This is a genomic window from Roseiterribacter gracilis (assembly GCA_018332375.1).
Taxonomy (GTDB): Bacteria; Pseudomonadota; Alphaproteobacteria; order BOG-932; family Roseiterribacteraceae; genus Roseiterribacter; species Roseiterribacter gracilis.
Genome location: BOPV01000001.1, coordinates 2471736 through 2485612, shown reverse-complemented (window position 1 = coordinate 2485612; position 13877 = coordinate 2471736). Strand labels below are relative to the sequence as shown.

Sequence of the window (13877 nt, the reverse complement as noted above, 5' to 3'; positions counted from 1 at the left end):
AAACTTGATCCCGGGCGCGGACCTCGAAGTCCTTGCCTCTTAGGGGCGCGGACCCTACCAGCACGCCTGTCCCAAGCAAAGCCTCGGAGAGTGATGGTGGACGTCCCTTCCTGGCGCCCGGACCGCTTCGCCCAGCGCCGGCCCTACCTGATCGAACGGGCCCGGCTGACCACCGAACTCCGGGCGGTTTTCACCACGCGGGGCTTTGTCGAAGTTGAGACGCCGTGCCTGCAGGCAGCCCCCGGGCTGGAGCCGCATCTGGCCGGATTTTCCACCGAATTGCTGGGGCATGACCGGCAGCGGGCCCGGACCCTGTGGCTCCATACCAGCCCCGAATTCGCGATGAAAAAGCTGCTCGCGGCCGGGATGGAGCAGATCTGGCAGTTGGCGCGCTGTTTCCGGAATGGCGAGCGGTCGGACCTGCACCACCCTGAATTCGCGATGCTGGAATGGTACCGGACCGGCGCCGATTGGCAGGCGATCGTCGATGACGCGCAGGCGCTGCTGATTTCGCTGGCGCCGGGCGGGCTGCGACGGGCCGACGCAATCGTCGATCCCAAACTGCCTTGGGACTTCGTGACCTTCGAACAGGCCTTCGCCGCGATCGGGATCGACGACGTTTTGTCGATCGATGGCGACGTGGACGCACTGGCCGCGAAAGCGCGCGCGATCGGCGCGCGGGTTGGCGACGGCGACCGGTTTGACGATCTGGCGCTGCGCATTCTGGGCGAACGGATCGAACCGACCTTGGGCTTCGATCGTGTTGCGGTGCTGCACGACTATCCGGTCAGCATGGCGGCGCTGGCGCGCAAGTCGCCGTCCGATCCGCGCGTCGCCGAACGGTTCGAGATTTACGTCGCAGGTGTTGAACTCGCGAACGGCTTTGGCGAATTGACCGACGCCGCCGAACAGCGCGCACGCGCCGAAGCCGATCTCGCCTTGAAGCAACGTCTCTACGGCGAGACCTGGCCGCTCGACGAAGATTTCCTCGCTGCACTCGAACATGGTCTGCCCGATTGTGCCGGCATCGCGTTGGGATTCGACCGGTTGGTGATGCTGGCGACCGGCGCAAAACGCATCGACGACGTGTTGTGGTCGCCGGTGGTGGAGGCGTGATGCGCGCGTTGCTGCTGTTGTTGTTGCTAGGCGGATGCGCGTCGGCGCCGATGTGTCAGAAGCCGACCGAGCCGCAACTGGTGGCGCAGCTCTTTTTTGGCCGCGAGATACCCGGCGGCGGCGCGATCGGCGAAGCCGCGTTCGAGCGGTTCGTCGACGAAGAAATCACGCCACGCTTTCCCGACGGGTTCACCTTGAGCGCAGCGACCGGACGTTGGCGCGACGCGCAAACGCGCCAAACCATCCGCGAACCGTCGACCTTGTTGCTGGTGGTGGCCCCCGACGAGCCCGCAACGCGTGCGCGGCTGGATGCGATTGCCGCGTCGTACAAGACGCGGTTTCGGCAGGATGCGGTCGGGCAGGTTCTGACGCGCGGCTGCGCCGCGTTCTAACTGGCCTTACGCTGCGGTTCTTCCGCTTCGTCGGGTTCGTATTCGAGCAGATCGCCGGGCTGGCAGTTCAGATATTTGCAGATCGCTTCCAAGGTCGCGAAGCGCACGCCTTTGACCTTGCCCGATTTCAGCAGCGACAGATTGGCTTCAGTGATGCCGACCGCGCGCGCAAGTTCGTTCGAGCGGATTTTGCGCTTGGCCAGCATGACGTCGAGACGGACGGTGATCGCCATCAGACGAACTGCGACCGTTCTTCTTCGGCATCGCGCGCCAGTTCCATCACATGCGCGATCGCGTACACGACGCCGGCGACCGCAAACAGGATCAGGTCGGTCCCGCGTACGCCCAGCATGATGTTGATTTCGTGTTTGGGCAGCGCCGCGATCGCGCTCATCACGCCGCCGCCGAGCATGACCGACGCGGCGGTCCACAGCAGCGCGCGCGCGATGCGGCGTAGGCAATTGATGTTCTCGGTCGCGAAGAATTCGCCGCGCGCGTAAAGGCGAAACAGATCGCGCACCGCTTTGCATGCGAAGGCCGACGGCAAAGCCAGGACGACGCCCGCAATCATCAAAGCCACGCGCTGCAACGCCGAAATTTCAGCGGGCAGATTCTTCACCCAATATTCGTCGATGGTGAAGTTGCTGTTGCGGCCGACCAGCAAGGCGGCGACGACCGGCGCCACCAGAGCCGCGACGCCGAAGAACGTAAAACAGACTGCGAGACGGCGACTGGTTTTCGCCAATCGAGTCTCGTCGACCTGCGTAAGTGCAAGCACGTTGCTCACCATCACGTCACCTCGTTCGCATGTAGTCGCGCAGCGGGCTGTCGCGTTGTTGGATCGGGCGCGCCATCTCACCGCGCAGCCGCCCGACATCGGTCTGGCCCGGCGGATCGGGATCGAACTTCTCTTTCAGCCGCTCGTACTCGGCGCGGTGACGCGCATCGACTTCGTCTTCGGTCGCCCACAGACGCCGCGGCGCCGTGACCGTGACTTCGACCTCGCCGGACACATTCGGTGGCGGCGCGGCCTCGGACGGAGCGGCGAACAGCAGAAGAAGAAGGAGCAGGACGGAGCGCACGCCGCAGCTAAGCGCCGTCCATAATTTCTGTCAAACGATAATTATTTGCCGGATAGCTTGGCGAAGCGGCGGACCGCGTCGGCCGGGCCCTGCGGCCAGTCCCACACGCCGCCCGCGACGGCGAGGAAGTCGGCGCCCGCTTCGACCAGCGACGTTGCGTTGTCGGGCGTGATGCCGCCGATCGCGACGCAGGGCGTCTGCATCATCTCGGCCCACCAGCGCACGATCTCGATGTCGGCTGGTGTCGTGTTGTCTTTGGTGCGCGTCGCAAAGAAGGCGCCGAACGCGACATAGTCGGCGCCGGCTTCGGCCGCTTCCATCGCAAGGTGCCGGCTGTCTTTGCAGGTGACGCCGACGATCGCGTCCTTGCCGACGATGCGGCGTGCTTCGGCGTAGGGTGCATCTTCGGCGCCGATATGCACGCCGTCGCAACCAAGCTTGGCCGCAAGATCGGGGCGATCGTTCAGGATCACCGCAACGCCGTATGTTTGCGCCAATGGTTGCAGCGCATCGACTGCGCGTTTGATCTCGTCGTCGCTGGCCGGTTTCAGGCGAATCTGCAACGACGCGACCGGCCCTGCATCCAGCGCGCTCTTCAGCACAGACGCGAACGCCGCCGGCTCGAAGGCCGGCGGCGTCACAAGATAGAGCTGCGTGTCGGTGTTGCTCACTTCGCCGCTTTGTAGATGTCCATGATGTCGCTCAGCAGCTTGATCGCTTCGTCGCGCGGACGCTGGAATGCGTTGCGGCCCATGATCGAACCGGTTGCGCCGCCAGCTGCGATCTCCTTGATCTCGCCCAGCAGCGCAGCCGTGTCGCCCTTGGTTTCGCCGCCCGAGAACACGACCATGCGACGGCCGTTGAAGCAGCTGCGCACCACGTCCTGAATACGCTCGGTCAACGAACCGGTCGCGATCTTGCCCGCCTCATACGCCTTCTTGGCAGCGTCGAGTTCGAACGCACCGGTCGGCGGTTTCACCTTGATGATGTGGGCGCCGAGCAGCGCCGCCATGTGCGCTGCGTACGAGATCACGTCGACCGCGGTTTCGCCCTGCTTCGACAAGGTGCCGCCGCGCGCATAGCTCCACAACACGACCGCGAGGCCGACCGACTTCGCTTCTTCGGACAGTTCGCGGAATTCTTCGAACTGCGCGAAGGCCGTGTCCGAACCCGGATAGATGGTGAAGCCGATCGCGGTGCAGCCGAGGCGCAGCGCGTCGCCGATCGAAGCGGTCACAGCCTGGTCGGCGTCTTCTTTCAGACGCGACAGGCTGTTCGAGCTGTTCATTTTCAGGATGGTCGGGATCTGACCTGCGAAGGTCGATGCGCCGGCTTCCAGCGGGCCCAACGGCGCCGCGTAGGCGTTGCAGCCCGCATCGATCGCCAACTGATAGTGATAGTGCGGGTCGTAGGCGGCCGGATTGACCGAAAAGCTGCGCGCGGGACCGTGCTCGAAGCCCTGGTCGACGGGCAGGATCACCATTTTGCCCGTGCCGGCCAGTTTGCCGGTCATCAGCATGCGGGCGAGGTTGCCCTTGGTGCCGGGATTGTCGCTCTCATACCAGGAGAGGATCTCGCGGACGCGCGGCGTGATCTGCATCGGCAGGCTCGTTTTTTCTGGTGTTACTGGGTGGGGAGGGGAAATAGCGGAAGCGCCAGGGACGCGCTACCCGCCTCGACGAATGGTCGCGATCGGAACGCTGAAATCCGGCGGAAGTTCGGCCAGCTCGGCGCCCAACGCGGTCAATTTGGCGGCCACTTCGTCGCTGCCGGTAAAGGCGATTCGCCGGATTCCGGCGCGTAGCGCCGCCATCGCGTCGCCGGCCCTGTCGCCGCAGGACAAAGCGACCCGCCCATCGGCGCCCGGCACCGCACTGCGCGCCGCGTCCAGGACCGCGGTCAGCCACAACCCGCCTTCTTCGTCGCTGGCCGCCCACAGCACCGCCGTCTCGCGCGCCGCATGCGTTTCGGTCAGCAGCTCGATCGCGTCGGCCAGACTTCGGATTCTTCGTTCGCGCACGATGCTCTGCGTAACCGCTGTCGGCTGAGGCTGCTACTGCGTTTTCGCGTGACAGGGGAAAACCGCCATCTGCGCCGACGAAGCTTCTGTGAACGTACGCTTAGGGACGTATCGCGCACCCTGCGTGTCCGTAAGATCAGGCAAGATGACGACCTTGTTCAGCACAGTGCTCGATTTCTCACGCGGCTTCGCAATTCTTGCGACGCTGTTGCTTGCGCATGTGTTGTTTGACCGGCCGTCGCGTGTGCATTGGCGCACGGGCGCGGTGACCGCGTCCTACATGCTGGTGGGCGGGCTCGGCATGTTGACGCCGATCCAAGTTGCACCCGGATTTTTCTTCGATCTACGCGCGGCCGTCGTCGGCATGGCCGTGCTGTTTGTCGGTCCGTTGCCGGGACTTGCGGTCGCCGTGGGGCTGAGTGCGTTGCGTCTCGTGCTGGGCGGTGGCGGTGCATGGATCGGCGTCGGCGCAGTGCTGGTTGCGTATGTCGTCGGTCTCGCTGTGTGGATCGGCTTTCGCACGCGACCGCGGCACGCGCTGGTTTCGCTCGGCGTTGCCGAAGGCGTCTTCAGCGCGATCTGGCTGACGACGATGCTGCCACGCGCTGTGGTCACGCCAAGCTTTACAATCTCGCAGGGCGTTGCAGTTGCGTTCGGTGTCATCTTCGCGGGCCTCGCGCTGCGGATCGATGCCGCGCGTCAGCGCGCCGAAGCCGATGCGGTGCATGCGCGCGATGTCGCCGAGCGCGCCAACCAGGCCAAGAACGTGTTTCTCGCGCATATGAGTCACGAATTGCGCACGCCGTTGAATGCGGTGATCGGCTTTGCGGAATCGCTGCAGCTCGAAGCGCTGACGCGCGATCCCGGCCGCGTGCGCGAGTACGGCGCGCATATCGCCAAGGCCGGCAACCATTTGCGCTATATCGTGTCTGACCTGCTTGACCTGGCGCGCATCGAATCCGGCCGGCTGGATTTGCACGAAGTCGATTTCGATCCGCAGGACGTATTGGATTCGGTGATCGCCGGCGTGCGGCCGCAAGCGGAACAAGCGTCGCTGCGCTTTGAGGTTCACTGCGAGATTGACGGTTGGATCCATGGCGATCCGCTGCGTCTGGCGCAGGTGCTGATCAACCTTGCCGCCAATGCGGTCGACGCGACCGAAACCGGTTCGGTGACGGTGACGTGCAGCGCAGGCCCGCACGAAGAAATTCAATTCCACGTCGCCGATAGCGGCAGCGGCATTCCGGGCGAAGCAATTCCCAGCCTGCTGCGTCCGTTCAACCAGCGCGGCAGCGTGTTGGTGCGTCGCAAGGAAGGCTCGGTCGGCATCGGTCTGCCGCTGTCACGCGCGCTGGTCGAGCTGCATGGCGGCCAATTGACGATCGAAAGCACGCTCGGCGCCGGTACGGTCGCAACCGTCATCCTGCCCGCATCACGCCGCCGAACGCGCGCACACGCCGCTTAGGTTTTTTCCGGCCGCGCTGCATCGAGCCAACTCACCGGCGTGTCGCCGCGTGCGCGTTTGATCGAGGTTTCGATCAGATCCAGATCGCGCGTCAGTTCGATTTCCGCGTCGTCGCCGATCAACCCGCCTTTGCGCATGCGCAGGACCGTCGCCCGTTCGGCCTCGATCGCGGCCAGACGGATGGCTGCGCGCAGATCGTCGTCGGTGACGCCGCGCTCGCGGTCCTGGCTGATTTCCTGCAGCCGCGTGATGTATTCGCTGCGCACGTCGTCGAGCGTGTTGCGCGGCAGGCCTGGCGTTTCGGCCAGTTGGTCGATCGCCGCGATCGCAGCGGTGGCTGCTTCCGACCGTGCGAGATTGATCTCGCGTTCGTTAGAGCCCGAATCAGATATGCGCAGCAGGCGGATCAACGGGCCCAAAGTCAGGCCCTGGAACACCAAGGTGCCGAACACGGCGGCGAAGGCGAGCCCCAACAGAAGATCGCGATAGGGAAACGGCTCGCCATTGGCAGTGGTCAGCGGCAGAGCGAGCGCGGTGACGATCGACACGAGGCCGCGCATGCCGGCCCAGGAAATTACCACGCCGCCTTGCCAGGTCGGCAGCATGAAATGGGCTGGCGCATTGACGCCGTGCACCGCGTTTTTCGCGCGCACCACCGAATTGTAAAACATCACCCAGACGATGCGCACGACGATCATCGTCGCCACCATCGCAAAGCCCAGCTCCAGCAGGCGCAGCAGCGGCCAGTTCGGATCCAGCTCCTGCACGATCGGTCGCAACTGCAAGCCGATCAACACGAAGCCCAGCACGTTCAGCAGATAGACGATCGATTCCCAGATCGGAAAACCGGCCAGCCGTACTTCCGGGCGGTTGATTGCGGGCACGCGCCAGAAAAACGTGACGCCCATCGCAACCACGGTCAGCACGCCCGACAATTGGAGACGATCGGCGATCAGGAACGCCGCTGCGACGGCGACGAACCCGATCAGAATGATGGTGATCGGATCTTCGAGCCGGCGCGACAGAAACAGCAGCACCAGCGCGCAGACAAAGCCCAGCGCGACGCCGCCGACGGCGACGAAGACGAAATTCACCGACGCGTCCTGCAGCGAGAAACTGCCGGTGACCGCGGCGACGACCGCGAATTTATAGAGGATCAGCGCCGTCGCATCGTTGAGCAGGCTTTCCGCTTCGAGGATCGTGGTGATCCGTCGTGGAATATGCAGCCGCTGCAGCACCGCGCTCGCCGCCGCCGCGTCGGGCGGCGCCACGATCGCACCCAGCGCAATTGCGATCGCCCACGGCATGTCGGGGATCATCCAATGCACCACCGCCGCAACCGCAAAGGCAGTGGCCAGGATCAACCCGACCGACAGAAGCAGGATCGGCTTCCAGTTGTCGCGCAGATCGCGCCATGACGCCGAATAGGCGCTGTCGAACAGGATCGGCGGCAGGAACAGCGCCAGCGCCAATTGCGGGTCGATTCGCACTGCGGGTGCGTTGGGGATGAAGCCGATCACCAGCCCGCCGATCACCAACAGCGACGGGTAGGGCACGGCCAGCCGGTGCGCCACGGCCGACAGAAGCAGCGCGAAGGCGAGCAGGGCGACGGTGAGTTCGAACAGTTCCATCGCCGCCGAGCCTAGCAAAAAGGGCGCGACCTTGCAGCCGCGCCCTTTGCTGTTGCGAGAAGCGGTCGCTTACTTCGCTTTGTGCATCGCGATGGCGGTGTCTGACATGCGCGTCGAGAAACCCCATTCATTGTCGTACCAGGTCATGATGCGCACGAAGACACCGTCGATGACTTTGGTTTCCTTCAACGCGAAGATCGACGACAGCGGATCGTGGATGAAGTCGGTCGACACCAGATCTTCGGTGTAGGTGCCCAGCACGCCTTTCAGCTTGCCGTTGGCCGCATCTTCGATCGCCTTGTTCACTTCTTCGACCGTGGTCGGACGCTTGGTCGTGAACTTGAAGTCGACCACCGACACGTCCGGGGTCGGCACGCGGATCGAGGTGCCGTCCAGCTTGCCCTTCAGTTCCGGCAGAACCTTGCCGACTGCCTTTGCAGCGCCGGTCGAGGTCGGGATCATGTTCAACGCAGCGGCGCGGGCGCGATGCAGATCGCTATGCATCGTGTCGACGGTGCGCTGGTCGCCCGTGTAGCTGTGGATCGTGGTCATGAAGCCACGTTCGATCCCGATCGCGTTGTTCAACACATACGCAACCGGTGCCAGGCAGTTGGTGGTGCAGGACGCGTTCGACACGACCGTGTGCGACGCTTTCAACTGGTCGTGATTGACGCCGTAGACGACGGTCAGATCTTCATCGGTGGCAGGCGCGGAAATCAGCACCTTCTTGGCGCCAGCAGTCAGATGCTGCTCGGCGCTTTTGCGGTCGGTGAAGCGGCCCGAACATTCCATCGCGATGTCGACGCCCAATTCCTTCCACGGCAGCTTGGCCGGGTCCGAGATCTGCGTGCATTTGATGGCGTGGCCGTTGACGACCAGCATGTCGCCTTTGACTTCGACCGTGCCCGGAAAACGCCCGTGCACGCTGTCATACTTCAGCAGATGCGCGTTGGTGGCGACCGGGGCGAGGTCGTTCACAGCGACGAATTCGATATCGGTGCGGTTGTTCTCAAGTGCCGCGCGCAGCACCAGCCGCCCGATCCGCCCGAACCCGTTGATCGCTACCTTGACCGTCATTCTTGTTCCTCTCGCGTGCAGACCCCGAAACACGATCCAGCGGATCGTGTTTCTAGTTGTTGAGTTGGCGCGGGACGCGCCGGTGCCCGCGCGAAGAACGCCGACGGGCCGGGAAAGTCGCTGATGTAGCGCGCCGCTAGCCCGGCGACCACACACGAGGGGACAGGTCAGGTCAGAGGCGAGCGCGTACGGCGCCGCGCCGCGCAGGCGGCGAACGATTAGAGACGGGCGCGTACCGCGCCCGTGACGGCGGCGGTGGTGATCCCGAAACGCTCGTAAAGCTGCGCATACGGCGCGGATTCGCCGAAGCCTTCCATGCCGATGAAGATGCCGTCGGGTCCGATCCAACGGTCCCAGCCCATGCGCACGCCGGCTTCGATCGCGACTTTCAGCGTGTTGGCGGGCAGTAGCGAGCGGCGATAGGCCTCGCTCTGTTTCTCGAACAGCGACCAGCACGGCATCGACACGACCGAGGTACCGATACCGGCATTCTCCAGCTCGCGCTTGGCGTCGAGCGCGATACCGATTTCCGAGCCGGTGGCGAGCAAGGTGACGCGCTCGTCCGCGGTTGCAGCGGCCAGCTTGTACGCGCCGCGCGCGGTCAGGTTTTCAGCGCCCGCATCGGTGCGTGCGTGCGGCACCGCCTGCCGCGTCAGCGCCAACAGCGACGGGCCGTCGGTGCGCGTCAGCGCCAATTGCCAGGCTTCTGCGGTTTCGACCGCATCGCACGGACGCAGCACGAGCAGGTTCGGCATCGCGCGCAGCGACGCGATGTGTTCGACCGGCTGGTGCGTCGGACCATCTTCGCCGAGCCCGATCGAGTCGTGCGTCATGACGAAGATGCTGCGCTGTTTCATCAGCGCGGCGAGACGGATCGCGGGGCGGCAATAATCGGCGAACGACAGGAACGTGCCGCCGTATGGAATGACGCCGCCATGCAGCGCCATGCCGTTCATCGCAGCGGCCATGCCGTGTTCGCGCACGCCCCAATGGACGTAGCGGCCGTTGAAATTGCCGGCTTCGATCGCGCCCGAGTTTTTGACGCGCGTATTGTTCGACGGCGTCAAATCGGCCGAACCGCCGATCATTTCCGGCATCGACGGCGACAGCAATTCCAGCACCTGGCCCGATGCCTGGCGCGTTGCGATCTTCGGCTTTTCCGACGCGACTTTGGTTTTGTACTGCTGGATCAGCGCGTCGAGGCCGCGCACGTCGCCCGCGATCGCCTGATCGAAGGCGGCGCGCTGGCGATGCTGTTCGTGCTGCTTGCTCCACGCCGCCGACGCGTCGCGGCCGCGCACGCCGAAGGACCGCCACGCGTCCACGATTTGATCGGGGATGACAAACGGTCCGTGCGGCCAGTCCAGTTTTTCACGCGTCGCAGCCAACTCGGCTGCACCGAACGCGTTCGAATGTGCTTCCGACGTGCCGGCGCGGTTGGGACTGCCATAGCCGATGATGGTGCGGCACGCGATCAAGGTCGGCTTGTCGGCATTCATCGCCGATGCCAGCGCGTTTTCGATCTCTTCCGGATCGTGCCCGTCGACCGTCGCAACGTTCCAGCCATACGAGCGGAAGCGATTGGCGGTGTCGTCCGAGAAGGACAGCGACGTCGGCCCGTCGATCGAAATGCCGTTGTCGTCGTACAGCACGATCAGACGCTTCAGCCCGAGATGGCCGGCGATCGAGCAGGCTTCGTGGCTGACGCCTTCCATCAGGTCGCCGTCCGAAGCGATCACCCAGGTGCGGTGATCGACCAGCTCGTCACCGAAGCGCGCGTTCAGAATCCGTTCCGCCAGCGCCATGCCGACGGCGGTGGCGATGCCCTGGCCGAGCGGACCGGTGGTGGTCTCGACGCCCGCCAGCACGTCATGTTCGGGATGGCCCGGCGTCAGGCTGTGCAACTGGCGAAAGCGCTTCAGCTCGTCGAGGCCGACGCGCTTGTACCCGGTCAGCCAATTGACCGCGTAGAGCAGCATCGAGCCGTGACCGGCCGACAGAACGAACCGGTCGCGATCGGGCCAGTCCGGACGGGCCGGGTCGAATTTCAGAAACTTGCCCCACAAGACCGTCGCGATGTCGGCCATGCCCATCGGCAAACCGGGATGGCCCGAATTTGCTGCCTCGACCGCGTCGAGCGAGAGAAAGCGGATCGCGTTGGCGAGCTGCGAATGACCGACATGGGTTGGGGTCGTGGCCGTGCTCAAGTCAGTCATTTCCGCTCGGAATCGCTTGGATTATTGGGGACTCAGGGATGGTCCGGGGCGAGGACGCGCGACCATGCCGACCGTGCTTGGGAGCGTCAACCGGCGGGCCCGGAAAACCAGCTACGCGCCGGGCTGCGTTTCGCTGGGCGGGTTGCCGCGTTTGCGCCAGCGATGCTCGGCCCAGTGCTCGATCCATTTGATCGGCACTAAGACGATCAGAACCAGACCGGTCGCGGTCGCCGCGGCGACGTAATAGCCCGCACCGCACGCAATCCCGATCACGCCCGCAATCCACACCGCCGTTGCGGTCGTGATCCCGCTTTTGCGGTCGCCGCGCTGGATCAGGGCGCCGGCGCCGATAAAGCCGACCGCGCTGACCAGGCCCTGAATCGCCCGATTGGGGTCGATATTGTTGAAATCGGCGCCCAGCGCGATCGCCACCGTCACGGTCAGCGCGCTGCCGATCGCGATCAGCATGTGGGTTTTCACGCCCGCCGGTTTGCGCGCCAGTTCGCGGTCGAGGCCCAGCAGAAAGCCGGCCAACGCCGCCGCTCCCAGCCGCCACAGAATTTCGGGAAATTCGACCACGCTGCCCATGTTCGCTCCTGGTTTGCAGTTGCGCGCCGCAGAACCTAGGCTTGGCAGCGTATCGGACAGAACAGGAAACAGGCGGATCGCATGAGCGAAACCCCGCTCCGGGCCGCGCTCGAACGGCTCGACGAAATGATCGATCGGATGGAAGCGTCGTTGGCGCGCCGCGAGGCGCAATTGCCGCAAACCGGTCCCGATGGCGGGGCTGGCGAACCGCGGAAAGCCGACCCGCGCCTGGCGCTCGCCGCCGACCGGCTCGATCGCGTCATCGCCAAGCTGGAGGCCGCGTCGCGTGGCTAGAGTCGAAATCGCCATTAACGGGCGGACCTACACAGTCGCCTGCGACGAAGGCCAGGAAGATCGCGTGCGCGAACTTGGCGCCTTCGTCGACGAAAAACTGAAATCACTCGGCGGTGGCGGTGCCAGCGAAGCGCAGCTTCTGGTGCTGACCTCGCTGGTTCTGGCCGACGAATTGATCGAACAGCGCCAAGGCAATGGTGCGATCGATTCCGATGAAGAACGCGTGCTGTTGGGCGCGGTCGAACATTTGACGCGTCGCGTCGAAGCGATCGCGGCCCGCCTCGATCAAGGATGACTCGATCAGGGATGACATTCGCGCGACCGACCTTGTCCCACTTGGCAAGCGTCCCTACTTTCCCAGACCGGAAGGGCCTGTGCGGTGCGTCAGGTACACTGATCCCAGGGGCCGATGACTTTTCTGTAGGGAGCTGTCCCTGACCGGATCTTGGTCCGGCCACACGGCGCCCCCCTGGTTTGCCAGGGCCACTGCGGAAAGTAACGCCAACGGCCGTCGCGGACCCTTCCACCTCTCCGCAAACGTCGATGTCTGAAAATGCAGCGCTCCGCGCCCGCCACGCAGGGCGTGGCGATCATGAATAAAGCCTCGCTCCGCGAGGCGGCGCGTGAAGCGCGCGAAGCTGCATTCGAAGCGGCGCCGCACGCGGCGCACGACCTCGCGGCGCAATTTCTGCGCGCGCTCCAGCCGGGCCGGGTGATTTCGGGCTATTCGCCGATCGGCAGCGAAATCGACATCGTTCCGCTGCTCGCCATGCTGGCGGTGCAGGGCGCCACGCTGGCGCTGCCGGTGGTGCGAAAAGCCACGCGAATTCTGGAGTTTCGCGCCTGGTCACCGGGCGACGTGCTGGAAGCGGGCGTGTTCGGCACGCGCCATCCCACGCAAGACGCGAAGGTGGTCACGCCCGATATGGTGCTGGTGCCGATGCTCGCCTTCGACGATACAGGGCATCGGCTCGGCTATGGCGGCGGCTATTACGACGCGACGCTCGCAATGTTGCGCGCGGCCGGGTCCGTCACCGCGGTCGGTTGTGCCTTTGCCGCGCAACGCGTGCCCTCGCTGCCGGTCGAGAGCAACGATCAAAAACTCGACTGGCTTGTCACCGAACAGGACGCAATCCGCTTCTCATGAAACTGCTTTTTCTCGGTGACATTGTCGGCAGGACTGGACGCGACGCGGTGATCGCGCAGCTGCCTGCGTTGCGCGCGCAGCTCGATCTCGATTTCGTCATCGTCAACGGCGAGAACGCGGCGCACGGCTTCGGCCTGTCGCCGGTGATTGCAGCCGAACTGCACGCTGCCGGCGTCGATTGCATCACCACCGGCAATCACGTCTGGGACAAAAAAGAACTGATCCCGCATCTGGATCAGGATCCGCGCGTGCTGCGCCCGATGAACTATCCCGAAGGCACGCCGGGGCGCGGCTTTTCCGTGCTCGAAGGGCGCGGCGGCAAGCGTGTGCTGGTGATCAATCTGATGGCGCGATTGTTCATGGATCCGCTCGACGATCCGTTCGCGTCGATCGAACGCGTGCTGAAAACCTACCGGCTGGGGCGTGATCCGGCCGCCATCGTGCTCGATTTCCACGGCGAAGCCTCGTCCGAAAAAATGGCGATGGGCCACTGGCTCGACGGGCGCGTCAGCCTGGTCGTAGGCACGCATACCCATACGCCGACCGCCGACACGATGATTTTGCCCGGCGGTACCGCCTATCAGACCGATGCCGGCATGTGCGGCGACTATGATTCGGTGATCGGCATGGGAAAAGTCGCCGCGGTGACGAAATTCGTCCGCAAAATGCCCGGAGAGCGCTTAGCGCCCGCCGAAGGCGAGGCCACAATATGCGGCGTTTTCGTCGAGACGGATGACGCCACCGGTCTCGCCAAACGTGCCGAGCCGCTGCGCCTCGGGGGGCGGCTCATCGCCACTGTTCCTTCGGCGACTGCGACCGCGTAGACACGCACGCGCCTTGCGCCGTACC

Annotated in this window: 17 protein-coding genes and 1 other RNA gene; 8 read left to right on the top strand and 10 right to left on the bottom strand. The window is 64.6% G+C overall.

Translation table 11 applies throughout. From position 1 onward, the window contains the following. Positions 1–93 precede the first annotated feature (93 nt). Positions 94–1116, top strand: a complete 1023-nt coding sequence (gene epmA / locus TMPK1_RS12235; RefSeq protein WP_420243296.1) for an EF-P lysine aminoacylase EpmA — start codon at positions 94–96, stop codon at positions 1114–1116. Further along, positions 1116–1508, top strand: coding sequence for a DUF3574 domain-containing protein (locus tag TMPK1_RS12230; protein ID WP_420243295.1), 393 nt, complete (start codon positions 1116–1118; stop codon positions 1506–1508). Before epmA ends, TMPK1_RS12230 begins: the two co-directional genes overlap by 1 nt. On the opposite strand, the gene TMPK1_RS12225 is transcribed toward TMPK1_RS12230, so the two are convergent. The 6 genes from TMPK1_RS12225 to TMPK1_RS12200 form a co-directional block, all read right to left on the bottom strand. Continuing rightward, positions 1505–1741 (bottom strand): helix-turn-helix domain-containing protein, encoded by a 237-nt coding sequence (locus TMPK1_RS12225; protein ID WP_420243294.1) that lies wholly within the window; start codon positions 1739–1741, stop codon positions 1505–1507. The genes TMPK1_RS12230 and TMPK1_RS12225 overlap by 4 nt on opposite strands. Continuing rightward, positions 1741–2295, bottom strand: a complete 555-nt coding sequence (locus TMPK1_RS12220; protein ID WP_420243293.1) for a DUF2975 domain-containing protein — start codon at positions 2293–2295, stop codon at positions 1741–1743. The genes TMPK1_RS12225 and TMPK1_RS12220 overlap by 1 nt, the downstream gene beginning before the upstream one ends. A gap of 7 nt (positions 2296–2302) precedes the next feature. Next, a complete protein-coding gene (locus tag TMPK1_RS12215) occupies positions 2303–2590 on the bottom strand; it encodes a hypothetical protein (RefSeq protein WP_420243292.1) in 288 nt (95 codons plus the stop codon). Between the two features lie 41 nt (positions 2591–2631). Beyond that, positions 2632–3261: a thiamine phosphate synthase gene (gene thiE, locus TMPK1_RS12210; RefSeq protein WP_420243291.1), complete on the bottom strand. Its 630-nt coding sequence runs from the start codon at positions 3259–3261 to the stop codon at positions 2632–2634. Next, positions 3258–4190 (bottom strand): class I fructose-bisphosphate aldolase, encoded by a 933-nt coding sequence (locus TMPK1_RS12205; RefSeq protein WP_420243290.1) that lies wholly within the window; start codon positions 4188–4190, stop codon positions 3258–3260. The genes thiE and TMPK1_RS12205 overlap by 4 nt, the downstream gene beginning before the upstream one ends. Positions 4191–4256: 66 nt before the next feature. After that, positions 4257–4610 (bottom strand): hypothetical protein, encoded by a 354-nt coding sequence (locus tag TMPK1_RS12200; RefSeq protein WP_420243289.1) that lies wholly within the window; start codon positions 4608–4610, stop codon positions 4257–4259. A 145-nt stretch (positions 4611–4755) separates the two neighbouring features. Here TMPK1_RS12200 and TMPK1_RS12195 point away from each other — a divergent pair, with 145 nt between their 5' ends. Next, complete coding sequence (locus tag TMPK1_RS12195; RefSeq protein ID WP_420243288.1) at positions 4756–6075, top strand: sensor histidine kinase; 1320 nt, start codon at positions 4756–4758, stop codon at positions 6073–6075. Here the strand turns inward: TMPK1_RS12195 and TMPK1_RS12190 are convergent. The 4 genes from TMPK1_RS12190 to TMPK1_RS12175 all read right to left on the bottom strand — a co-directional run bounded on the left by TMPK1_RS12190 (position 6072) and on the right by TMPK1_RS12175 (position 11587). Continuing rightward, positions 6072–7706, bottom strand: a complete 1635-nt coding sequence (locus TMPK1_RS12190) for a Na+/H+ antiporter (protein ID WP_420243287.1) — start codon at positions 7704–7706, stop codon at positions 6072–6074. The genes TMPK1_RS12195 and TMPK1_RS12190 overlap by 4 nt on opposite strands. 69 nt (positions 7707–7775) lie before the next feature. Further along, positions 7776–8783 carry a type I glyceraldehyde-3-phosphate dehydrogenase gene (gene gap, locus TMPK1_RS12185; RefSeq protein ID WP_420243286.1) on the bottom strand — a complete coding sequence of 336 codons (1008 nt, stop codon included), beginning with the start codon at positions 8781–8783 and terminating at the stop codon, positions 7776–7778. A gap of 218 nt (positions 8784–9001) precedes the next feature. After that, positions 9002–10999: a transketolase gene (gene tkt, locus TMPK1_RS12180; RefSeq protein WP_420243285.1), complete on the bottom strand. Its 1998-nt coding sequence runs from the start codon at positions 10997–10999 to the stop codon at positions 9002–9004. A gap of 111 nt (positions 11000–11110) precedes the next feature. Beyond that, positions 11111–11587: an MgtC/SapB family protein gene (locus tag TMPK1_RS12175; protein WP_420243284.1), complete on the bottom strand. Its 477-nt coding sequence runs from the start codon at positions 11585–11587 to the stop codon at positions 11111–11113. 81 nt (positions 11588–11668) lie between these two features. Between TMPK1_RS12175 and TMPK1_RS12170 the strand changes: the two genes are divergently transcribed. From TMPK1_RS12170 to TMPK1_RS12150, 5 genes are all read left to right on the top strand, one after another. Next, positions 11669–11881 carry a hypothetical protein gene (locus TMPK1_RS12170; protein WP_420243283.1) on the top strand — a complete coding sequence of 71 codons (213 nt, stop codon included), beginning with the start codon at positions 11669–11671 and terminating at the stop codon, positions 11879–11881. Next, complete coding sequence (locus tag TMPK1_RS12165; protein WP_420243282.1) at positions 11874–12176, top strand: cell division protein ZapA; 303 nt, start codon at positions 11874–11876, stop codon at positions 12174–12176. The genes TMPK1_RS12170 and TMPK1_RS12165 overlap by 8 nt, the downstream gene beginning before the upstream one ends. A gap of 71 nt (positions 12177–12247) precedes the next feature. Then, a non-coding RNA gene (gene ssrS, locus TMPK1_RS12160) (6S RNA) lies at positions 12248–12405 on the top strand. A 29-nt stretch (positions 12406–12434) separates the two neighbouring features. After that, positions 12435–13028, top strand: a complete 594-nt coding sequence (locus TMPK1_RS12155) for a 5-formyltetrahydrofolate cyclo-ligase (protein WP_420243281.1) — start codon at positions 12435–12437, stop codon at positions 13026–13028. Then, entirely contained in the window at positions 13025–13852 is an 828-nt protein-coding gene (locus TMPK1_RS12150; RefSeq protein ID WP_420243280.1) for a TIGR00282 family metallophosphoesterase, read from the top strand. Before TMPK1_RS12155 ends, TMPK1_RS12150 begins: the two co-directional genes overlap by 4 nt. Positions 13853–13877: the final 25 nt, after the last annotated feature.

Coding starts and splice junctions, on each gene's coding strand:
- epmA (WP_420243296.1), top strand. CDS start 94: ATGGTGGACGTCCCTTCCTGGCGCCCGGACCGCTTCGCCCAGCGCCGG.
- TMPK1_RS12225 (WP_420243294.1), bottom strand. CDS start 1,741: ATGGCGATCACCGTCCGTCTCGACGTCATGCTGGCCAAGCGCAAAATC.
- TMPK1_RS12190 (WP_420243287.1), bottom strand. CDS start 7,706: ATGGAACTGTTCGAACTCACCGTCGCCCTGCTCGCCTTCGCGCTGCTT.
- TMPK1_RS12175 (WP_420243284.1), bottom strand. CDS start 11,587: ATGGGCAGCGTGGTCGAATTTCCCGAAATTCTGTGGCGGCTGGGAGCG.
- gap (WP_420243286.1), bottom strand. CDS start 8,783: ATGACGGTCAAGGTAGCGATCAACGGGTTCGGGCGGATCGGGCGGCTG.
- TMPK1_RS12155 (WP_420243281.1), top strand. CDS start 12,435: ATGCAGCGCTCCGCGCCCGCCACGCAGGGCGTGGCGATCATGAATAAA.
- TMPK1_RS12205 (WP_420243290.1), bottom strand. CDS start 4,190: ATGCAGATCACGCCGCGCGTCCGCGAGATCCTCTCCTGGTATGAGAGC.
- TMPK1_RS12150 (WP_420243280.1), top strand. CDS start 13,025: ATGAAACTGCTTTTTCTCGGTGACATTGTCGGCAGGACTGGACGCGAC.
- tkt (WP_420243285.1), bottom strand. CDS start 10,999: ATGACTGACTTGAGCACGGCCACGACCCCAACCCATGTCGGTCATTCG.
- TMPK1_RS12230 (WP_420243295.1), top strand. CDS start 1,116: ATGCGCGCGTTGCTGCTGTTGTTGTTGCTAGGCGGATGCGCGTCGGCG.
- TMPK1_RS12170 (WP_420243283.1), top strand. CDS start 11,669: ATGAGCGAAACCCCGCTCCGGGCCGCGCTCGAACGGCTCGACGAAATG.
- TMPK1_RS12195 (WP_420243288.1), top strand. CDS start 4,756: ATGACGACCTTGTTCAGCACAGTGCTCGATTTCTCACGCGGCTTCGCA.